The 22,188-nt window shown below is 48.4% G+C and carries 16 protein-coding genes and 1 tRNA gene; 10 read left to right on the forward strand and 7 right to left on the reverse strand.

The window, feature by feature from the left end:
• Positions 1–73 precede the first annotated feature (73 nt).
• The 10 genes from ACN0YR_RS06340 (at position 74) to ACN0YR_RS06385 (ending at position 14,410) form a co-directional block, all read left to right on the forward strand.
• Complete coding sequence (locus ACN0YR_RS06340; RefSeq protein ID WP_417848353.1) at positions 74–583, forward strand: carboxymuconolactone decarboxylase family protein; 510 nt, start codon at positions 74–76, stop codon at positions 581–583.
• Entirely contained in the window at positions 580–1,932 is a 1,353-nt protein-coding gene (locus ACN0YR_RS06345; RefSeq protein WP_417848354.1) for a dihydrolipoyl dehydrogenase family protein, read from the forward strand. The genes ACN0YR_RS06340 and ACN0YR_RS06345 overlap by 4 nt, the downstream gene beginning before the upstream one ends.
• Positions 1,933–2,561: 629 nt before the next feature.
• Positions 2,562–4,979, forward strand: coding sequence for a c-type cytochrome (locus ACN0YR_RS06350; protein ID WP_417848355.1), 2,418 nt, complete (start codon positions 2,562–2,564; stop codon positions 4,977–4,979).
• A 47-nt stretch (positions 4,980–5,026) separates the two neighbouring features.
• Complete coding sequence (locus ACN0YR_RS06355; RefSeq protein WP_417848356.1) at positions 5,027–6,529, forward strand: hypothetical protein; 1,503 nt, start codon at positions 5,027–5,029, stop codon at positions 6,527–6,529.
• A gap of 79 nt (positions 6,530–6,608) precedes the next feature.
• The gene (locus tag ACN0YR_RS06360; RefSeq protein WP_417848357.1) at positions 6,609–6,857 is read left to right on the forward strand and encodes a hypothetical protein; all 249 of its coding nucleotides are present in this window, start codon (positions 6,609–6,611) and stop codon (positions 6,855–6,857) included.
• A 232-nt stretch (positions 6,858–7,089) separates the two neighbouring features.
• Complete coding sequence (locus tag ACN0YR_RS06365) at positions 7,090–8,010, forward strand: hypothetical protein (RefSeq protein ID WP_417848358.1); 921 nt, start codon at positions 7,090–7,092, stop codon at positions 8,008–8,010.
• Positions 8,011–8,225: 215 nt separating this feature from the next.
• Entirely contained in the window at positions 8,226–9,641 is a 1,416-nt protein-coding gene (locus ACN0YR_RS06370) for a hypothetical protein (protein ID WP_417848359.1), read from the forward strand.
• 155 nt (positions 9,642–9,796) lie between these two features.
• Positions 9,797–11,731: a redoxin domain-containing protein gene (locus ACN0YR_RS06375; RefSeq protein ID WP_417848360.1), complete on the forward strand. Its 1,935-nt coding sequence runs from the start codon at positions 9,797–9,799 to the stop codon at positions 11,729–11,731.
• A 52-nt stretch (positions 11,732–11,783) separates the two neighbouring features.
• Positions 11,784–14,138, forward strand: a complete 2,355-nt coding sequence (locus ACN0YR_RS06380) for an efflux RND transporter permease subunit (protein ID WP_417848361.1) — start codon at positions 11,784–11,786, stop codon at positions 14,136–14,138.
• Between the two features lie 197 nt (positions 14,139–14,335).
• A tRNA-Pro gene (locus ACN0YR_RS06385) sits at positions 14,336–14,410 on the forward strand.
• A gap of 193 nt (positions 14,411–14,603) precedes the next feature.
• Here the strand turns inward: ACN0YR_RS06385 and ACN0YR_RS06390 are convergent.
• From ACN0YR_RS06390 to ACN0YR_RS06420, 7 genes are read right to left on the reverse strand one after another with little or no spacing between them, the layout of a single operon-like run.
• The gene (locus ACN0YR_RS06390) at positions 14,604–15,464 is read right to left on the reverse strand and encodes a LamG-like jellyroll fold domain-containing protein (protein WP_417848362.1); all 861 of its coding nucleotides are present in this window, start codon (positions 15,462–15,464) and stop codon (positions 14,604–14,606) included.
• Positions 15,461–17,515: a hypothetical protein gene (locus ACN0YR_RS06395; protein WP_417848363.1), complete on the reverse strand. Its 2,055-nt coding sequence runs from the start codon at positions 17,513–17,515 to the stop codon at positions 15,461–15,463. Before ACN0YR_RS06395 ends, ACN0YR_RS06390 begins: the two co-directional genes overlap by 4 nt.
• Positions 17,516–17,573: 58 nt before the next feature.
• Complete coding sequence (locus ACN0YR_RS06400; protein WP_417848364.1) at positions 17,574–18,539, reverse strand: hypothetical protein; 966 nt, start codon at positions 18,537–18,539, stop codon at positions 17,574–17,576.
• Entirely contained in the window at positions 18,539–19,183 is a 645-nt protein-coding gene (locus tag ACN0YR_RS06405; protein WP_417848365.1) for a hypothetical protein, read from the reverse strand. Before ACN0YR_RS06405 ends, ACN0YR_RS06400 begins: the two co-directional genes overlap by 1 nt.
• A 50-nt stretch (positions 19,184–19,233) precedes the next feature.
• Positions 19,234–20,073, reverse strand: a complete 840-nt coding sequence (locus ACN0YR_RS06410; RefSeq protein ID WP_417848366.1) for a hypothetical protein — start codon at positions 20,071–20,073, stop codon at positions 19,234–19,236.
• 12 nt (positions 20,074–20,085) lie between these two features.
• Positions 20,086–21,894, reverse strand: a complete 1,809-nt coding sequence (locus ACN0YR_RS06415; RefSeq protein WP_417848367.1) for a tape measure protein — start codon at positions 21,892–21,894, stop codon at positions 20,086–20,088.
• A complete protein-coding gene (locus ACN0YR_RS06420; RefSeq protein ID WP_417848368.1) occupies positions 21,891–22,169 on the reverse strand; it encodes a hypothetical protein in 279 nt (92 codons plus the stop codon). Before ACN0YR_RS06420 ends, ACN0YR_RS06415 begins: the two co-directional genes overlap by 4 nt.
• Between the last annotated feature and the right edge of the window lie 19 nt (positions 22,170–22,188).

Genomic DNA, 22,188 nt, shown 5'->3' on the forward strand with positions numbered 1-22,188 from the left:
TGCGCTAATTCGAAAGAGGCTCGAGTTCACTGTTCTTGCTCGTTTTTTGAATCATGAACCAGAGAGAATAAAAATGCCCTACGCACTCCCTCTTGAAATCGAAGACGCCCCTGAAGATTCGAAGCCATTGCTCAAAGCAATTAAGGAGAAATTCGGGAAGTCTCTGAATCTGTTCAGTACATTAGCCCATCAACCAGATGTGCTCGGCGGTGTCACGCAGATCAATGACGGCATTCATAATGACTTGCCAGATCTGTATCGGGAACTGGCTTATTACAAAGTCTCACGAGTCAATTCATGTGACTACTGCTCACATTACCATCGTCAAGCTGCTAAGAAGGCGGGGCTGTCGGAAGAACAGCTCGATTCAATGGATGTTAACTCCAAGCTGTTCGATGATAAAGAGCGTGTCATTCTGAGTTATGCAGAGGAACTCACAAAGACAGCGAACGTCGACCCTCAGGTGGTGGCAAACTTGAAGAGCTTTCTTGATGAGCAACAAATAGTCACACTGGCTGCAACGGTAGCGCTTGCCAACTTCACAAATCGTGTTAACCACGGATTGGACATTGAACTGCCATGAACTCACCACATTTTGACGTCATTGTACTCGGGACGGGACCGGCCGGATCAACGATAGCACGCAAAGCCGCGAAGTCTGGTCACAAAACTGCCATTATTGAATCGCGGGAATTCGGAGGAACCTGTGCACTGCGCGGCTGCAATCCTAAGAAAGTTTATGTGAATGCTGCGTCCATCATTGATCAGGTCCATAGAGCGAATGGAAAACTGATTACCGACTGTGGAGTTGCGATCGACTGGGCGCAGTTACTGGCATTTAAAAAAACATTCACTGAACCTGTCGCTGTAAGAAGTGAACGTTCGTTTCATGATGCCGGGATCGCGACATTCCAAGGCGTTCCGGCGTTTACAGGTCAGGCTGAGGTTTCGGTCAACGAGCATCAACTAAGTGCTAAAAAAATTGTCATCGCGACCGGCGCAAAGCCGGCACCACTTGAAATTCCAGGTGAAGAGTGGGTCATTCAAAGTGATGAGTTCATGGAATTAGAGAGTCTTCCAGAACGTGTCTTGTTTATCGGTGGTGGATATGTGTCGATGGAGTTTGCACATGTCGTTGCTCGCTGTGGCAATTCAGTGACCGTTGTCGATCATCATGAACGTGTCCTCACCAGCTTCGACGCCGACTTAGTCAAACTGCTTCAAGGCTATTCGGAACAGTGGGGAATTCGCTTTCGACATGGAAGTCGTGTCGTCGCTATTGAACTCGCAGCTGACCAATCCATGAAGGTCGTTCTGGAAGGAGGAGACATTATCGACTGTGATATGGTCGTCCACGGAGCTGGACGGGTTCCAAGTATATCCGATCTTCGACTTGAGGCTGGCAACGTTGAATATGAAACAAATGGAATCGTTGTCGACGACTTTATGCGGAGTGTTTCTAACCCGAATGTCTATGCAGCCGGAGACTGTGCAGCGAGCGGGCAGCCAAAGCTGACCCCCACCGCAAATGAGGAAGCTCGCATCATCGCGAAGAATTTGTTCGCTGACAATCCGGAGATCCAACCGAGTTACGGCCAGATCCCCCAGGTTGCATTCACAATTCCCGCAATTGCAGCAGTCGGAATGTCTGAGGAGCAGGCACGGGAGATGAACTCGAACATCGACGTCCGATTTAAAGAGACGTCGGCATGGGGCAGTAACCGCAAGACCGGCGATACGGTTGCGGGCTTCAAGGTGATTCTCGACAAGCAATCCAACAAAATCTTAGGAGCCCACCTTCTTGGTCCCGATGCAGATGAAATGATCAACCTGTTTGCACTCGCGCAGCGATTTAACTTGACCGCTAAAGATCTTAAATCAGCACTCTTCGCCTTCCCCACCAGTTCTGCCGATTTACGGCAAATGGTTTGAGCGATTCACCAGAGACGAATTCGCTCCCACAAAATTTTAGAGTTGGTCCTGAAACCTGATACTGCTCTCTCAAACGTTGAGGCAGGCGGCTATTCCAGAGGTTTTCGGACTGGTTCTAAATAAAAGTTCGAGGCAGAACTGCTTCACAATGTCTTCAGTCTCTCCGTTCTTAACCTTCACGATGCCTGTCCACGATGCCTGTCTATCTAAACTGCACGAAGGTTGTTCAGCTTTGAAACGATCTCGGGGTTAAAACTCCGGATTTCGGAGATGAATGTAAATTTCAAAGTCCGTTTACACATGCTGCCGCTCTGATGGAACGCTCCCTTCTCTGCAGTACACCTTCTCGTTGAGACGTTCTTTCTGCTGACTGAGCAAAGATTGCGGTAAGTCATCTGCAACCGAATTTCATGAACATCACAGCATCACCTTGCAGAGTCGGATGTCCTGTTTCTAAAGTGAACGGCTTGATCTGGAAAACAAGGACGTTAGAAGCAGTCTCAAGACCTATAAAATTGCGACCTTTCTCTGTATCAGAGAAGTGAACAGCAAGTTTTGAGACCAGTTCTAAAACGTTCAGAGCTTGTTGAGGAGTGGTTATGAGAGTTTGCTGTCACAGCATCTCTATTGTGTTTTTTGTTTCTCTCTGTGTCATTCAGTCTTCGTCGTATGTTCACGCCGAGCCTGCGAAGCATTTTATTGCAGCCTTTGACCGGTTTGGAAAACATGACGAAATCGATGAGCATCTCACCCGTGAGTTGTTGATTACGGAATTGAGTTGTACTGCGTGCCATCAATCAAATGAGGAAATCCTTGTTGCAAAAGGAGGTCCGAATCTCGACGGAGCCGGGACTCGGCTTTCAGCGGAATGGTTGCATGACTATCTCGTCAACCCTCAGGGAGTGAAGCCGGGGACAACGATGCCGGACGTCCTGCACGGCCTCTCTAAAGCTGAGAAAGAAAAGACTGCAACTGCACTCACAGCATTTTTATCTACGCAACAAAGTCCATTCCCTCAACTCAAAGCAACAGGGCTGATTCCGGTTACTCATGAATTCTGGCTGAAAGGATCGGTTGAAGAAGGTGGCAAGCTTTATCATTCAGTCGGATGCGTCGCGTGTCATGAACCTGATTCCGATTTCGAAACAGCTGGAAGCACTTCTTCAGCTCTCGACAGGTTGATTGAACAACTTGATCCGGAAGAATTAAAAGAACTGGGGTTGAGCGGAGCAGCGCGGACTGTCAATTCGATCCCACATGGCGATTTAAATAAGAAGTACACTCTTCTTTCACTCTCCCATTTTCTCCATAACCCAGATCGTGACCGTCCATCGGGCCGCATGCCAAATCTCAAGCTGCTTCCCTCTGAAGCAGCTGATATTGCAGCCTATTTGCTACGCAGCCAGAAGACATCACTATCGAACATCGTTCCATCCCAAGATGTGCAACTCATCGCAGAAGGGAAAAAGTATTTTGTGGAACTTCGTTGCGTGAACTGCCACAACATCAAGGGAATGGAGTCGAATCTCGCGAAGACGCCCCTTGCGAATCTGAATTTAAATTCTGAACAATCCTGCCTTGCGAACGCGACTCCGAAACAACCTGCGTATGCTTTAAGCGAAGAACAGAAAACAAAACTTGTTACGGAATCCGAAAAGAGTGGAATGCAGACGGTTGCAAGTCACCACGATCTACGGATGTTGCAGTTGAACTGCTTTGCCTGTCACGAACGGGATACGCTTGGCGGAGTGGGAAGAAAGCGTCAGCAATATTTTGAAACAGTCGGTCATGTTGATATCGGCGACGAAGGCCGTTTGCCGCCGTCTCTCACACATGTCGGCAAGAAGTTGACCCCGTCGTGGTTTGCGAATGTTCTAAATGGGAAAGGCGATATTCGTCCCCACATGACAATCCGGATGCCGATTTTCTCAAAAGCTTTGACACAACAGCTTCCCAAACAAATTGCAATTGCCGACGAGGTGAACGCAGCAACTGAAAAGGAAGTCTTTGGCGACCTTGCGAACCTGGCTCAGCCAGGACGACAACTTCTCAACACCGGATGTATACAGTGTCATCCGCTGCGAGGGGAAAGTCTGGCGAGCGTTGTTGGGACAGATTTGAACGGTGTTCACAATCGTGTTCGACCTGCCTGGTTCAAAGAGTTCCTGAGGAATCCGATTGACCTGAAACAACGGACTCGCATGCCGACGTTCTTTCCGAATGGAGTTAGTTCGAATCCGGATATTCTCGATGGAGACGTCGATCAACAAATCGCTGCGATTTGGGCGTACCTGAAAGAGAATGGAAAGCATCCACTCCCCGAGAAAATTCTGGAAGCACGCTCAAAGAGTTTTGAACTTGTTCCAACCGACAAGCCAATCGTGCTGCGAACTTTCATGGACAAAGCTGGAATGCACGCAATCGCAGTTGGTTTTCCAGAGAAAATTCACTTTGCCTTTGATGCCGAAACTTGTCAATTGGTTGAAGCATGGAAAGGTCGGTTCCTTGATGCTCACGGAACCTGGTATGACCGGTTCACCCCCCTGGCTGAACCACTCGGGACAGACCGGATTAACTTTCATGATACTCTCTCGTACGGCATCTCTGAACTTGGCGGTGGAAGCGCTGAAGTCCTCAAGGATTTAGGACAACAGGCAAAAAAAGATTTTGTTGGGTATCAACTCGATCAGGCCGGAATCCCAACATTCCGTTACAAGATGGCGGGCTACTTAATCGAAGAACGTATCGTTCCTGCCAAGAGCGGCGAACTGCATCGTCAGTTTGTGATTAAAAGCTCAGTCGAGGGAGCAACCGTCGAAACTTCAAACGTCGTATTCCTGTTCAAACTCCTGCCTGGGAAGAAGATTGAAAAGGTGGATGACAGTACATTCATCAACGAAAGCGGACTAACGGTGAAGTTACCCGCCAACTCTCCTTTGACACCTTACGTGATGCACGCTCCTGAGAGACCTCTTGAGAATTTTTGTCTCTCCACAATCCACTCTCAACCCGAACGAATTGAATTTGAGGTCGTTTATAAATGGTGAAACTGACACGAACACTGACCCTGTTTTTCGTTTTCACCTCATTGTTGATGCCATCACATTCGCAAGCCGGTGAAGAAGATTACTACCCACTGATTTCAATTGTGACATCGGCGGCGAAAACGGATTCGCGCTCCAAGAACTGGAAACCGGCCCCGGATGATCTCGTTCTTGAAGTGAGCGGGATTGCAGCACTTGAGGATGGTCGACTAGCGGTCGCCATTCGCAAGGGGGAAATCTGGATTCTCGACGGGGTTTATGAAAATCCGCCTAAGAGTGTGACGTATCAAAAATTTGCGACAGCTCTGCATGAGCCACTCGGGCTCATCTGGAATGATGGAGCATTTTACACAACACAACGTTCGGAATTGACGCGAATCAAAGACAACGACGGCGATGGAGTCGCGGATGAATACTCAACCGTTGCCAAAGGTTGGGGCGTGACCGGGCACTATCACGAATATGCATTCGGTCCTAAGCTCGACGGCGACGGGAACATGTGGGTCACCCTGAACATCGGCCTTGGACTGAAAGGAGATCTTCTTAAGCGAACAGTCAAAGATCCCAAACTTGGATATCGACAGGCATTGTGGCGCGGCTGGGGAATGAAAATCACTCCGAAAGGTGAGCTGATTCCCGTTTGTGCCGGGATGCGTTCGCCGAGTGGTATTGGGAGTAATGCCGAGGGGGACATGTTCTACACCGATCAGCAGGGAAACTGGGTTGCGACGAATACTTTGCACCACATGCGTGACGGAGCCTTCTTCCATCACGTCGAAGCCCTCGCTTCAATGAGTCAACCAGGATCGACGATTCACGATGTCGAGAACATCCCGAATGGAGTTCCATTTCCGCAGGCCATCGAAAAATTTCCACAGCTCGTTCCACCGGCAATCTGGTTTCCGTACAAGAAAGTTGGTCAATCAGGAACGGATATTATGCTCGATAAAAGCGAAGGGAAATTCGGTCCATTTGCCGGACAGTTCTTCGTCGGCGAGTTTACACAAGCTGCAATCAATCGGGTCTTCTTAGAGAAAGTTGGGGGCGAGTATCAAGGAGCTTGCTTCCCGTTTCGGCATGGATTCGCATCAGCGGTTCTGCGTCTCGAACAGGGAGAAGATGGCAGCGTCTTTGCCGGACTGACGAATCGCGGCTGGAGTAGTTTGGGAGCAGCTTCGTACGGACTGCAACGACTCGTTTGGTCAGGGAAAACACCATTCGAAATCAAGGAAATGCGCGCTACGAAGGAAGGGTTCGATCTGATTTTTACGAAACCGGTTGATCCTGAAACCGCGAAGAATCCTGAGTCTTATACGATCAGTAACTACACATACTTGTATCACTCGACATACGGAAGCGATGAAATTCAGACCAAACGTAACTCGATTTCGAAGATCACAGTGTCGGATGACGGGCTCAAAGTCGCATTGAAGGTGAACGGACGGCGAGAACTCTATGTGCATGAACTCGAAGCGAAAGGAATCCGTAGTCGCGACAGCGAATCTTTACTTCACCCTCAGGCGTATTACACGCTGAACCGCATTCCCGAATGAAAAAGTTTTCGAAATTTTCAATCTCTGGAGTGAATCTGCGCGTGGCTTCTCGGTCCTCTTAGGAGAAATGCAGAGGGAAATGCAGGAGCGCAGGTATTATGGAAGACGCATCACGATTATTCCGTATTGGGTTGCTCATCTCGGAGTGTTCAAAAAAAGGAAATATTGGAAACTGAAGATCATCGACGCAGGTATGATATCGAGAGTCTCTGTTCAAGGTTTGAAACGACTTTTACCAGAGGTCTGGAAGCATCTTCTTGATTCTGCCACATCTTTGAAAGAACGTGTCCCGGAAACGATTGGAATGCTCACTTTACTCAATGCATAGAGCATCTTTCGAATTGGTTTGCAGATCCTGCCTCGTGGTGAACAGCATTTTTACGAGAGAAATGCGTTCTTCACGGGTAAACGGTAGAGCAAACTGCTCTAAGAGCAAATTCAGGTTTCGGGGGCAGTTCTCAATAATGTCGAAAATATTTAGCGATTTGAAGCGAATGTTTCGTAGTCATTCGAAGCTTCTGTTTTCAATTTCAATTTCCCACGTTGAAAGAGTCGATCTGATGTACCGTATTTTATTCTCACTGCTCGTAGTCTCTTCAATTGGCGTCTCCCAACTCTTCGCCGATGCAGAGCTTGTCCATGCCCCTGAGTATCAAAAAGGTCAAGTTATTAAGACAGAGATCGAAACCAATCTTGAACAAACATTGATCATCGCAGGAATGAACGTCGAAACCGGCGCCGAGAACTTTCTCACAACTGAAGAGACTGTGAAAGAAGTCACCGCAGACAAAGCCGTTCTCGGTGGCAGATTTAGTGCGATCCTGATGGAGTTGAAGTTGCCCGGTGGACAAAGTATTTCATTTGACTCTGGGAACCCAAATGTCGAGATCCCCCCTGCTCCGTTCGGAGAAGTTGTGAAGTTCCTCAAAATGATGGCAAATTCAACATGGACCACCGAGCTAGACGGAAATCGCCAGGTGACCGGTCTTAAATATGAAGACGACTTTCTCAGCAAGGTCCCAGATGGATTCAAAGATCAAGTCTCTCAGGAGCAGCGGATCATTGATTCCAAAACAACAATCAATCGGCTCCCCGGCAAGTCCGTCAAGGTGGGAGAGAAGTGGGAACGTAACGAAGAAGCGAACTTGGGCAGCGGGCAAACCTTCTACTCAGTTCGTGAATATACTTACGTGGGGCCAGAGGAACATAATGGCAAGAAAATGGAGAAGATCAAAGCTGTCACAAAATCGATTCAATATGACATCACAGGTGGTGGTGCCTTACCGGTGGAGTTGAAGGATAGCGAATTAAAGGTCAAATCGTCCGAAGGTGTTTTGTGGTATGATCCAGAACTCAAGCAAGTGGTTGAGTCCTCAGACGTGACCCATGTTGTTGGTGAATTAACTTTCGTCACTGGAGGAATGGAACTTCCAGCTAAACTCGATTTGACAATGAAAGTGAAATCGAAAAACATCCAGTAATGAAAACATCTCCTCGGTCTGCGAGGCGCGGAGATCTGTTCTGGCGGAAATCCACCGTGAAACAAATTCGCTACCTGCTAAGGGAAGAAGAATCGTGTGGAATTGCCGATCTGATTCTTGCATTCAGTCATCGATTCCGTGAAAATAACATTTTCAATCTGGGCTTTGGGGCACCGCCATTGGTCGTTGTGTCCTCTGAAAATGGGTAAACTTCAATGTCACAAAAGTCGCTTGTTCTGATTGAGTTCAACGAGCTTTGTCCTTCTTTAGTCGAAAAATTTATTCACGAAGGCCATTTGCCAAACTTCAAAAAGCTTCAGAGTGAGTCGCACGTCTATGTGACAGACGCGGAAGAAACGGGGGAATCACTGAACCCATGGGTCCAGTGGGTTACAGTGCACACTGGATTAAGAGCAGATGAACATCAAGTTACAACACTTTCTCAAGGCAATCAGGTAGAAAATAAATCAATTTGGGATGTTCTGTCTGACAGGGGATGTCGGATTTGGGTGTGTGGTAGCATGAATGCAGGTTACAAATTGCCTCTCGATGGATATTTGCTACCAGATGCTTGGTCCACTGGCATCGAACCGACCCCTAAAGGGGAGTTTACACCGTTTTATGAGTACATCAGAAATGCAGTGCAAGAACACACAAATCCCTCAAGCACTGAGTGTAGCTCGAAAGAATTTGTTACTTATTTATTAAAGCATGGGCTTTCGCTGTTCACATTGACACGTTTAGCTCGACAAATCGTGACAGAGAGATTTCGTAACATTGGTTGGAAGCGGGCAATGCTGTTGGATCAAATTCAATTTGATGTCTTCAAGTATTATTTCAAAAAAACTAAGCCACACTTTTCAACATTCTTCATAAATAGCACAGCTCACTACCAGCATTGCTATTGGAGAGAAATGGACCCAAGTAGTTTCATACTCCCCCCTACCCCGGAAGATGTCGCAAAATACGGAGGTGCAATATTAGAGGGGTATAAAAATATGGATGAGCTTATCGGGAAATTCTTGAAACTCGCCGGCGATAAAACAACGCTCGTATTTTGCACCGCATTAAGTCAGCAACCGTATCCAGATTCAGATAATGAGGGAGGAAGACATTACTACCGAATCAAGAAATCAAACCTTCTCGTAGAGAAATTAGGGCTTTCAGAGACGTTTCAGTATGAGCCAGTGATGGCAGAGCAGTTTTGTTTGAATTATCAGTCGACGGAAGATGCTAGTTTTGCAGACAGCCACCTGTCAACTTTTACCGTTCAAGATGATCGTGTCTTCAGCGATGGACGAAATCGACTTTTTCATACGAGTCGCAAAGGAGGTCGACTCATGGTTCAATGTCGTTGTACAAAAACTGTTCCAGCTGACACGCGAATTCATTGTTCAGGTGGTGCAGAAATTCCATTCTTTGACGTGTTTTATAAAGTTGAGTCAGTGAAAAGCGCACGTCATCATCCTGATGGGATGCTTTGGGTTCGACAGCAGGATAAGTCTCACAAGATAATTTCTGAAAAAATCCCGTTGACCGGAGTGGCTCCAATGTTATTGGATTTTTTTGACGAATCATCGCCCCGAGAGCAGACTACTCACCACCCATTACAGGTGGATTCTAACAATTAGGTTTGAGAGGTAAGAGACGTTACAGATTCAAAGTTTCATTAAATTCTTTTCGAGAAGTATCTTACAACAGGGGATTCCGTCAGATTACCATGAGAATCCATTCAAAGATTGTTTATTGCTCATTTTTGCTGATTTGTTTTATCTTCTCTTCGAAAGTGTCTCAGTCCGCCGATGAAACAAAGCGGGTTCTTTCACCGTATCAGTTTGAACTGCCGTCGACTCAAGGAAAGCTGGTCGAGATTTTCAGAAAGTCCGGAACTACGTTGACGGTTGTCTGCTTTCTGGGAACGGAGTGTCCTCTTGCGAAACTTTACGGTCCAAGGTTGCAGCAACTTTCGGAGAAGTATGCTTCGCAAAATATTGACTTCATTGGAGTGAACAGCAATCTTCACGACTCAATGGAAGAATGTCGCAGCTACGCGAAATCTCACGGGGTCACATTTCCCATGCTCAAGGATGTGGGAAACAAGGTTGCCGACGCGTATGAAGTGACTCGCACGCCAGAAGTTGTCGTCGTCGACAGCAATTTTGAAATTCGTTACCGAGGCCGAATCGACGATCAGTATCAGCCGGGGATGAGCAGAGCCAAGCCTGTCCGTCAGGATCTCAAGGAGGCACTCGAGGAGTTGATCGCAGGTAAGCCGGTTTCACGCGCTCTGACGGAACCCGTTGGTTGTCTCATCGGACGGGTTCCACCAACTAAAACGACGACGTCACTCACTTATGCGAAAGAAATTTCACGCATCCTTCAGAGGCACTGTGTGGAGTGTCACCAAACAGGCGAGATTGGTCCATTTGCGTTGACGGATTACGACGAAGTCGTCGGTTGGGGAGAGATGCTTGTCGAAGTTGTTGACCAAAAACGAATGCCACCCTGGCATGCCAATCCATCTCACGGAGACTTTGCAAATGCGCGATGGATGTCTGAAGAGGACAAAGAGGCACTTCGAAATTGGGTTGCAGGAGGAATGCCGTTCGGAAAGAAAGAAGATCTTCCACCTCCGTTGAAGCCACAAACCGTCTGGCAGCTTGCGCGTCAGCCTGATCTTGTCCTCAACATGAGTCCCAAGCCGTTTCAGGTTCCCCCTGAAGGGGTTGTCGAGTATCAGTATTTTGTCGTCGATCCTGAATTCAAAGAAGACAAGTGGGTTACAGGGGCACAAGTGATTCCAGGAAATCGATCTGTTGTCCATCACGCGATCGTTTTTATCCGCCCACCCGATGGCAGCAATTTCCAGGGCATCGGCTGGCTTTCCGGATACGTGCCCGGACAGAAGCCGCTCACCATGCAGCCAGGGTACGCTCGGTTAATTCCAGCTGGTTCCAAGCTCGTCTTCCAAATGCACTATACCCCAACCGGGTCACCACAAACTGACACAACCCAAATCGGTCTGTTGTTTGATGACGAACAAAAGATCACGCACGAAGTTTTCACACTGGTCGGAATCAATCAGGATTTTGAGATTCCTCCGAATGACCCAGATTTCAAAGTACATGGGAATATCGAAAAGCTCCCAAGTCGCGGCGAACTGCTTGCGATGACACCTCACATGCACCTGCGTGGCAAATCGTTCCAAACATCGATTACGAGCCAGGGGAAAAAAGAAATCTTGCTCGATGTCCCCCACTACGATTTTAACTGGCAGCACTTTTACGAGCTTCAAAAACCGATCTCGCTTGCGAAAATTGACTCCCTGAATTTCACAGCGACCTTTGACAATTCAAGTAAGAATCCAGTTAATCCAGCACCGCATGAATATGTCAGTTGGGGCGATCAGACCTGGGAAGAAATGGCTGTGGTGTTTTATGCCGTTGCTCAACCGCGAAAAACTGTCTCCACGACGGCCAAAGCTGACAACACAGAGTCCAACCAATCAAAAACAAAAAACGATGCTGAAGCCGATCAGATAGTCGCACAGTTTTTCGATCGATTCGACAAAAACAAAGATGGGAAAATCTATCGCGAAGAGCTTCCAATCTCGATGAACTCTTTTGGATTTAACAGTTTAAACCGAGACGGAAATGAATATCTCAGCAAGGACGAAATTTACAACCTCGCCATCAAGCAATTGAAGAGACGCCAAAAGTAGACGCCCACCATCTTTCATTTTTCGATCAATTTCCTTAGCACAGAATGTTCCCTTGTCTCGACCTTTCAATCGCGTTTTTGGCTGGACGCTGGATCACCGCTGGCTCACTTTAATTCTACTCAGCTTGATGAGCGGAATTGCATTCTTGGGCTATTATTCGCCCAGCACGATTCGAAGTTTATTCGAATCTGCACCGGAGCAGGTCTCAAAATCTGAATCAGTATCACCAAAGAAACTCGATCAACCGCCCGATGTCGAAGCGATTGAACTCGCCAAAGCCGAAGTTATCCTGGTGATCGACTCGGAGGATTTTTTTACAAAAGAATCATCCCAGGGCCTGCGCAAAGTCGTCGAGGCAATCGAGTCACTGGGATATGTCGACGATGTCCTGTGGATGGAGTCTGCTCCGCCGTTGAACCTCTTTGGTTTGCGCGAACCAATTCTGCCTAAACCGTCTGCTTCCGAGAGGCAGTTCGCCTCAGCCAAAGAACGAGCCCTCAACCACCCACTTATTGGTGGGCAGTTTCTCTCAGAGGATGGCAAGACCACTCTGTTGATGCTGTCGATCAATTGGCTGTTCGTTGAACGCGATGAAGATGTCATGGAGGGGTTGAAAGCTGTCTCGCAGAACGCCGTAGAAGATTTACCCGGTGTCGACTTTTCATTTTTAGTGACGGGTCGCGTTCCGATGTATCTCACCTTTTACAAAGCGAACCAAACCAATCGCATCAAATATCAAGCGATTGGTTATACGATGGTCTTGCTGATGGCGATTATCCTTTTTCGAGGATTCCGTGCCGTACTGATCGTCTCGATCGCCCCAATCTTGGGAGTCTTCTGGTCGTTGGGGGTGATCCGCTTTTTTGACTTTGCCAACAATCCATTTAACGACGTCGTCCTGCCAGTCATGCTCAGCCTCGTGGGGCTGACCGACGGTGTTCACTTAATGGTCGAAATCCGTCGACAACGTGCAGCTGGGCTTTCAGAAAAAGAGGCAGCCCGGGCGGGGATTCACAAAGTGGGACTCGCCTGCGCTCTCACTTCCCTCACGACGGCGATTGGCTTTGGCTCTCTCTCAATGGCGCATCATGAAATTGTACGCGAGTTCGGTTGGAGCTGTGTTATTGGAGTCATTCTGACTTTCTTCGCAGTCATTACGTCAATCCCTCTGGCCTGTTCGACATGGCTAGGAGGGAAGATTCACCACGGTCACGAGAAAGGAATCATCGACAGAAATCTGCATCATATCAGCGGGATTATCGATTTCGTATTACGCTGGCCCAAAGTGATCGGTACGACTGGAATCGTGTTGACGCTTATCCTCGCGTCGATCTCGCTGACGCTCAGCCCCGACGAAAAACAAATAACGTCTCTCCCCACAGGCTCGGAAGCCTCTCGTGCCCTGCTTCACATGGACCAGGCTTTCGGTGGCCTTGAACAAGGTCGAATCGATATCAACTGGAGCGACAAAGTCGATTCCAAATCCCCGGCTGTTTTGGAAGTCGTCGGGAGGGTGACCGAGATTCTGGACAATGAAGACCTCATTGGAACGCCTGTCTCCATCAGCAAACTTGTCGATGCACTTCCCGGTGAAGGAGAAGTCGCAGACCGAGTCTCACTCATTGAACTGCTCCCTCCCCCTCTCAAGCGTGCATTTTTCACTCCCGAGAAACGCCACGCAACTGTTCAGTTTCGAGTGCAGGACTTAGGTATCGCAAAATACAGCCCAGTATTCGGACGTGTGAAAGAGGAACTCGCTGAGCTTAAACTCGAACACCCTGAGTTTGTTTTTAAGATGTCCGGATCAGCCGTCTGGAGATGGGAAAATTTGTATCAAATCGTTGTTGATCTCGCGACCAGTTTGGGAAGTGCTTCAATCATTATTCTGATTGTCCTTGGGATCTCCTATCGATCACTCAGGCTTGGCCTGATTTCAATCGTTCCCAATATGTTCCCATTAGCTGTTACAGGAGCGGTTCTTGCCTTGACTGGGCATACCCTTGAAGTCGTGAGTGTTTGTGCATTCACTGTTTGCTTAGGAATTGCAGTCGATGATACAATTCACTTTCTGACCCGATACCTCGAAGAAGGTCGCACTGCAAGAACGTCTCATGATGCAATTCGAAAAGCGTTCATCGGGACCGGGACTGCTTTAATTATGACCACCTTGGTACTCGATGTCGGTTTTGCAACCGTCCTTTTCAGCGACATGCGGGATCAACAAATCTTCGGAGCCATGGCTGGCATTACAATCACTGCAGCCCTCTTCGGTGACCTGATCTTCCTCCCAGCTCTCCTCTCGATGTTTGGCGTCGCTCCAAAGCGAGATCAAAACTCACCTGATTGTGAGGAAAACGGCCGATCAGAATCCGTCGATGACTCAGCTTCCGAAACCGAGACTGCTTGACGCAGCCACGCAGACGCCTTCTCTCTTCTGCTTTTCCCTGGAAATGCGACATCAGATGAGCAAACTCTAATGCGACCAGCCCTCCGCACTCACTTTCAACCGGCAATCTCTGCGAGAAACTGAAATTTCTTGGAATCACCCCCAAACTTTGATTGACGAGATGAACCTCACATCCCTATCCTGCGTCCAGACAAAATCGGGGCGTAGCTCAGCTTGGCTAGAGCGCCTGCTTTGGGAGCAGGAGGTCGCACGTTCAAATCGTGTCGCCCCGACTTTTTATTGCAAAATTGAACGCCGCAAGTTGTTTTCTAGTAACAACTTGCGGCTTTTTTTCGTGGGTGCTTTCTGTGTGTACTTTTGTGTGTACTTCCGTGTGTACTTTTCAGAAATGAAAACAACCATTAGTCCAAGTCTTTGGACGTTTGTTTGAACCAATCTTGTTACACATCCAAGTTTCTTAATGGTTTAAGCAAAAACAGCTTCGTCAATCGTGTTTCCGAGTTCGCAAAAACTGGACTGGCAGAAGTTGTCGTGTTCGGCAGCGAAATATGCGTCTGATTCGATGCTTGGTTTGAGTCTGATTTCTTGGACGTTGCCGACGAATCCACCACCATTGCTGAGTCTGCCAGCTTGTGAATAATTGCTGCCAGAGTAGGCCACTGTGGATGCTTGTGATGTTGCTGCCTCACTGACGATTGATCCATCAAGATACAATCTCAAAGCATCCTGTGGTTTCCAACTTACTGCCACATGATACCATCGCTCTGGGATCAGCTTGTCTGATGAGAACACTCTGGCCACTACATCCTCACTGAGTTGTATCTTGGCTTGCAATTGTCCGATGTAAGACAGTCCCAAAGCAAAGTTCCACTTGGTGCTGGATGTCTGAACGCCTCGTGAGAAGAACCACTTTTCCCCAAAACTGTTATCTGCTCTTTTGATCCAAAGGCTTACTGAGAACTCACCAGATGTGCTGATGTTGTCTTTGGGAAAGTGAATGAAATCTTTGCCATCGAAATACTGTGAGTCCAGACAGAAGACGCCATCATCCAACGTTGTGAGAAAGCTGGTGTTGCCACCACCACCCGTGCCATCCAGATTGTTGGAACTCAAGTCTGCAAACTCTCCAGCAGCACCAGTTGAGATTTCACCAAGTGGCCAGACAGCAGCAAACCCGTCCCAAGTGTTCCCAGCCATCCAGACTGATGCAGTCCCACCAGCACAGACACCACCTTCTCTGATGTCAGTGCTGAGTGTGGCAGATGATCCAGCTATCAGCCCACCAGATGATGTTTCGTGAAATGTATTGCAGGGACAGAATGTCATGCGTCCTCCATGTTGAAGTAAACCAAGAACTCATTGTCAGTGGTATCAGAGAGATCAGCACGGAAGAACAAGCAGGTATCATCATCAGTTGTTTCTCTGATTTCCGAGTTGAGAACACTTCCATTTGATGATGTGACAACTGCATCATTGAACACAGCAGGGACTCTCACGCCCACCATCATTGTCAAACTGGCTTCCAAGCTGGATTGAGGGATCGTGAGACTCATCCTGTGTGTGTAGCCTGTGGAGTGAACTGGCTGAACAATCTCAACACCACCAGATGTTTGTTCTGTGATCTCTGTCCAAAATTTGGACTTTGGTGAGACGACAGCACCACCAGTGGTATCAACTGTTGTGGAAGAGTTCACTGTCGAACTTCCACCGACTACTGCACCACCTGCAGAAATAATTCCTGACTGGATCGTGGCAAGTCCACTCAGCACCACACCACCCTCAGTGGTGATCGTGGTTTGATACGTCATCTCGGATGCACCACCAACAACCGAACCACCTTCCACGTTGATTGTCACCTGACTCAGTGACTCTCCAGCCAGAACGACACCACCAGTCGTGGTGACTGTTGTGGACTTACTGTGTAAGGATGATCCACCTGTCACAGCACCACCAGCGCCGTCTTCCAATACAAACATTGTATCGAGAGACGTTCCACCAGCTTGAACACCACCTGAGAGACTTGGTGTGACGGATGAACTGAGCGCAGAACTTCCACCAGCAACACCACCACCTATTCCTGTCTCTTGGATCGTTTTTTTGACGTACATCAATCTGAGAGTTGGATGGTAGGCAGAATTAGTGGAGTCCGAAGAATGGACGGTGATCCTGTCACTAATACTACCTGTCTCATGCAGAGTGATAACTTGCAAATCGTTGCCTGAACTCCAGCCAGCACGATCAATCACTTCCTGAGCAACATCTGCGAAGTTGGCATCCTTTCTGATCGCTCCTGCTTCCCAGCCCATCCGATCTATCTGCACTTGCTTGGCTGTTGTCAGTGAGCGTGAAATCCCGTCAGCACGATCAGTGATGACTGGTGAATCGTCTTCATCGACAAGCCAGATTGTTCCACCACCTGCGCCAGATTCGCCACTCGTGGCAGTTAGTTCCAAGTTCGCCATGACGAGGCGTCCATTTTCAGGAACAGTGACACCTGAGAAGTGGAAGAAGTTGTAGTAATTTGGATCGTGCGTGCTGAAACTGGTGGCTGAATCGTTGTAGGAAGTTCCGGCAACAGAGTAATAGCCATCACCATCACAAGTGAACGTGAGTTCTGTGACTGGCTGCATAGTATAGCTGACGTAGAGTCTCGGCCCATTACCCGACTCATTGCTGGCAGCTAGTGCATATCCACTTGGTGAAACATTGCCTGTGGTGTAATCCATCCAGACAGTGAGATTGTTCCCAGATTGCCAGCCAGCACGATCCACAACTTCCTGAACAATCCCGATCAAGCTCGGAGTTCGCTTATCGTAGTAGGTATCATCCCAGTTGGTGTTGAAAATTCGCTGATGCTCTTTGGCTGCTGTTCGTGGCCTTGCTTGTCCATCGGAATTGCTACTTGGTGGCGTTGGACTGTCGGCATCCTCACAAGCGAAGTTGATGTAGCTTGTCTTGTTGTAGTCCACTCCCTCGTAGCCATCGCTGGCGGGAAAATCGATGTAGGCATCAACAATGGTTGCTCCTGCCGGAATTGGCAAAGAGCAAAAGTGAAACCAAGTCTGATACTGGTTTGTTCCATCGCCACCAATTCTGAGCGTAGTGGAGTCGAAATCGAATACAGATGACTCGGTGTCCAAGTAGCCATCATCAGCACAGGGGACTGTGAGTGTGGTGACATAGCCATCAGCAGCAGAACGACTCTCGAACCATTGAGAACATCCACCAGCGACAACACCACCTGTACCCGTTTCCGAGTATCCATAGCTGGCAATGCTGAGAACAGGCTCATAGTTGCCAGTCTCAGCAGCTTTGAGGGATGAGACATAGTTGTCTCGGGCATCGCCTGTCAGCCATTCTGGGATTTTGAGAGTCATATCCTATTTAGTGGAGACAATACAAAAGTTGTATTACAACCCGAATCCGTTGAAGCAGTTACCATAGATAAGTTGGCCACTCGGCTGGCTCTATCGTGATTGTCCCAGATGCGCCATCGAAGCATTCACCAAAAGTAGATTGATGGCTGTCGAATGTTGACGTTCCCCACGGGTTGTGCGAGTCTGAGTAAACGTGTGTGTAGAGGATGCCTCTGTTTACGCTCACATATCCATTGGTTATCTGATAACCAACAGAGGTGCAGCCCTCATCATCAGGGTTGCTCCGATAAAGCGTGTTGTCATAGACACCTGATCCATTGCATCCACCTCGTGAGTCAGTGCAAACATTGTGGCCCAAGCTTTTCAATGCTTGGCAAGTGTAGAGTATGCCAGAGAAGTTGATGTCTGTGGCTGTCCCATCACAATCACAGTTCGCCACAGTTGGCACTGAGACTGTGTATGTCTTGGGGAATGTGTACAACCACATTGGCAATAGGCAACTTCCATCTGTTGGTTCGGGCAAGCCAAAACAAGTGCTGGGAGAACGTCCAAAGCTCCTACGTTTCTGAAAAGTCCACTCACCATCAACAGTGGTGCATCTGATCCAACAGTCTGAGTCCCAGTCATCTGCCCACAGCTTGCCAGTCAGTTCCACACCTGATCCTGTTTTGTATGGATAAAGCTCAATGAACATTGTGGGTAGATATGATCCAACTGGCCCACCAGGATGAGTCAGTTCTCCAAGATAACCACAGAACGTAGGATCATATTCCAGCGTGGCCAGTGTGATGTTGGTGGAGCAGACAGTTTCCCGATAGCTTAGGAAAGAACTCCAAGACAGCTTGAAGCCATCCATCCTGAGAGTCAGTGTGTCCAAGAATGGCACATTGGCTGAGACTGGATCACCAGACTGGATCAGTGTGCCATGCTCCCAGCGATGGTAGACACCAGACTGCGAGCCAAAGATCGGATTGGCGTCTGTCTCCCAGCAGAATGCTTGGTTTCCATTGCAATACCTGCCCATCAAGCACACCCCGCACTGATGATCTTGTAGTAGCCATCTCGAAAGTGGCAGTAGATGGGAACATTGTCCAGCAAGTTCCAACTGAGTGGGTTGGAGACTGGATAGTCCAAGTCTCCCAGCGTGGTGCTTGCTCCATCGTCATACGTTCCTGAGAGCCATTCATCCTCAATGGATGTCACCATCCATCGTGTTCCAGCCCACTGACACCAGCCTGTGTGACCTGTCTTGAGTCCTCTCCAGCCCTCTGGTGATGTCACTGAGTCAGAGATCGTGTTTGGTGCTGTTGGTGTTGATCCCAGCGTTGCCTGCCCTGTGTCATTGCCTCCAAAGATGTTGGTGTTCATGTTGCCTGTCATCGTGAAGTGACATCTAACGATACCGACAGTCAGCACTTCCCAGCCATTGCCGATCTTGCCAATGATGACTTGTTGGCCTGCTGTATAGAGTCCTTCTGCATAGTTGGTGCTGGCCAACAGATACTTAGTGGGATCAGTCCCAGAGATTGACACATTGACTGTCTTGCCGTCCTGTGTCTGAGTGCCAAAATCGTTCTCCAGCAATGTGGCTTTCTTGAGTTGCTTGATCCCTGATGGCTGGCGTCTGTTGCGCTTCCCTGCACCATCATTGAGAGGTGATTTCTCCACTCGTCTCACCACATCGGCAATTCTCTTTTCTGATCGATTATTGAAGCCCATCACGCCACCCCAAACACAGAGAAGTCCAACAACTCAATCACCTCAAACTCAAGGAAGACTGGAGAAGCACCATCTGCCAACTCTCCACCTGATCCATCCAACAAGCGTGGATCAGCCACAGGCTCATCATTGTCGTCCAAGATTTGCACCTTGCCTGATCCATCCAGTTTATTGAATCCCTGATCCAAGAGACTCACTGTGTCGTGTCCATCAGGATCAAACACAAACTCATAGCTCACTTCCCAGTAATCCCCATACTCTTCATCTGGTGTGAACACTGCCTGCTTGGGAACAAACTGAACTTGTCCTGCTTCTGCTCCCATGAATGTGCTTGCGTTGCACTTGCCTGCATAACTCCAGAATGTGGCTGGATCAAAGTTTCCATCAGAGATGTTCTTCTGGACTTGCAGCACTGCCAGATAAACAGTGACTTCCACACCATCCTGAAAGAAATCATTGGCAGAGTTCTGGATCACATCATCATTGATGTCTCTGTCCAGAACTTTGGTTTTGGTGGTGAATGTCCAAGTCTTTTTGGTGCGTCTGGCTGTGGGTGTTTGGTTCTCTTCCTGCTCATCCTGATCGAGCAAGCCATACTCGGTGGTGACTCGCCAGTTGTACGCATCCTCACCCTCATCCACCTTGATCTCTTTGAGTCTGATAAAGCTGTCATCAGGATGTGTGGAAAGAATGGCAACTGATGAATTGAACGCTGTGAGAACGTCATACTCACTGACTGCTGTGGTGGACTCAGCTATGTAACTTCTGCTGTAAGATCGCTCGCCTTTGTAGTTCAAGCTGGCAGAGCGTGAATTGTCTTCAATGAACGTGATACTCATGAGAGTATCTAGTTAGACAATGGCTGTTTCTGTGGTGGGATTATTGGCTCTCCTCATCTCAACCAATGTGTCCTTTTGGACTTTGAGTTGTTCCTTTTGCAGACGTTCCATTGTCTTATCGGCATCAGGGACTTTCAGACGATTTCGGATGATTGATGATCTTGCCTCTTGGCTGCTTGCTGTGGCGAGTCCTGCCAGTTCCATTGAGGCTGACGCTTTGGCAGACTGGACAGCCTGATCCATGCTTTTCTTCATTCCTGCGCCCACAGCATCACCAGCTTTCTGGCCAAGCTCATTGGTGGAGTCCTCTGGCAAGAGTTGAGCCATCCTCTCAGCCCTGAACTGCTCAAAGCCCTGTCCGAGTTCTTCACTCATGCTCTTGGCTTTGTTGGTGAGAGTTTGCTCCATTTGGCCCATCACTCTTTCTGGGATGTCAGGCAGTAGGCTGAATTGCAACGTGGCCTCATCAGTGAGTGGAGTCCAGACATCAGCAAAGGACACCTTGCCTCTGATGAGATCAGGGATGCTGGTGATGACACTGACAACATTGTTGGCAAAATTGCCAAACATCAGTTGTCCAACTCGTCCGAGTTCCGAGAAAATTTCTCGCCAGTTCTCTCCAAACCAAGACAACCAAGCAGGGATGGCCACTGTGAATGTGTGTTGGATCGTGCCAGCAAAGCCCAGCAGACTGGCAGCCATCTGAGTGATCGAGAGCAAGCCCACTGTTTTCCAGTTCTGGAAAGCAAACTCAGCAGCAATCAGCCCAGTGAGGATGGTGTTCCTGAATGTTTCCCAAGTAGGCAGAAAGCCACCGATGGCAGCCCCCATGCCAGCAAAGACTGCTTGGCCCATTTCCCAGAACATCTGGACTCTGGCTGTGATCGTGTTCCAGCCTTGAATGAGAATCGGCTTGATCTGTTGAAAGCCTGCTTTGATGCCCTGCATGAAGCCCTGAATTTTGGGCAGCATACTCTGGACAAAGCCTGTGATGTTGGTTGTGACAGACGTGAGATCAAAGGTGTCAGCGATACCTGCACCGATCTCACCCAGAGCAATGCCAATGTTGTCTTTGAGCGTACTCCAGACACCTCCCAGTGTTTGTGACTGCGCAGCCATCAGCCCAGAGAACTTGCCACCCTCACCAGTCAAGTTGGAGATGGCTGTCTGTAAATGTGTGAAGTTCACCTTGCCTGAACTGACAAGATCACGAACCTTTTCAGCACTCACGCCAAACTGCTTGGCCAGTTCTTCCTGAATCGGAATACCTCTACCAGCAAGCTGGTTGATGTCTTCCATGAACAGCCTGCCACTCACTCTGGCTTTTCCGTAGATGTCAGAGAGATCAGAAAGTGGAATGTTCAAGCCTGCTGAGATGTCTCCCAGCTTTCTGAGTTCGCCTGTCACTTCATCCGCACTGAATCCAAAAGCAATCAATTTCTTGGCTGAGTCAGAAATCTCTGGAAATTGGAAAGGTGTGCTGGCTGCGAATGATCTCAACTCACCAAGTGTTTTCGTAGCCTGTTCTGCACTGCCTGTGAGAACCTTGAAGGACACCATTGTCTGCTCATTGGAAGCAGCCAACTTGAGTGGCCCAGAAACAGCAGAAGCAATCCCTTTGGCCAACACTTGGACACCTTGAATGGCCAATCCAATTTTCGCAAAGCTGGTGACGATGCCATCATTGGCTCGTTTGATGTTGATACCGACAGAGGAGACTGCACCAGAGAAGCCTGAGAGTTGTCCTCGTGCGTTGCCCAGTCCTTTGGACAACCCACCAGTATTCACCCTCATGCCGATATTGATTGAGCCTATGCTCATCTGCCTCCTGCCCAAGCATTCAGCTTGGCGTCAAGTTCTTTTAATGTGTTTACCTTTCTTTGCTTAATCGCTGGCATCCAAAGCTCTGGCTTGAGTTTGCTTCCTTTGCCAGAACCTAAGACTCGGATCAGGACTTCAATGAGAAGCCCATTTCGCCAATATGGATTGTCCATTGGTTCGAACTGATCGAAAGCAATCTGCTCTGAGAGTTCGTCTTCATCGAGAACATCAAGTAACTCAGACTTGGTTTTGCCCAATGCTCTGGACAACCTCATGAGAAACATCTCAGTGGGG

This window comes from Thalassoglobus sp. (assembly GCF_048270125.1).
Taxonomy (GTDB): Bacteria; Planctomycetota; Planctomycetia; order Planctomycetales; family Planctomycetaceae; genus Thalassoglobus.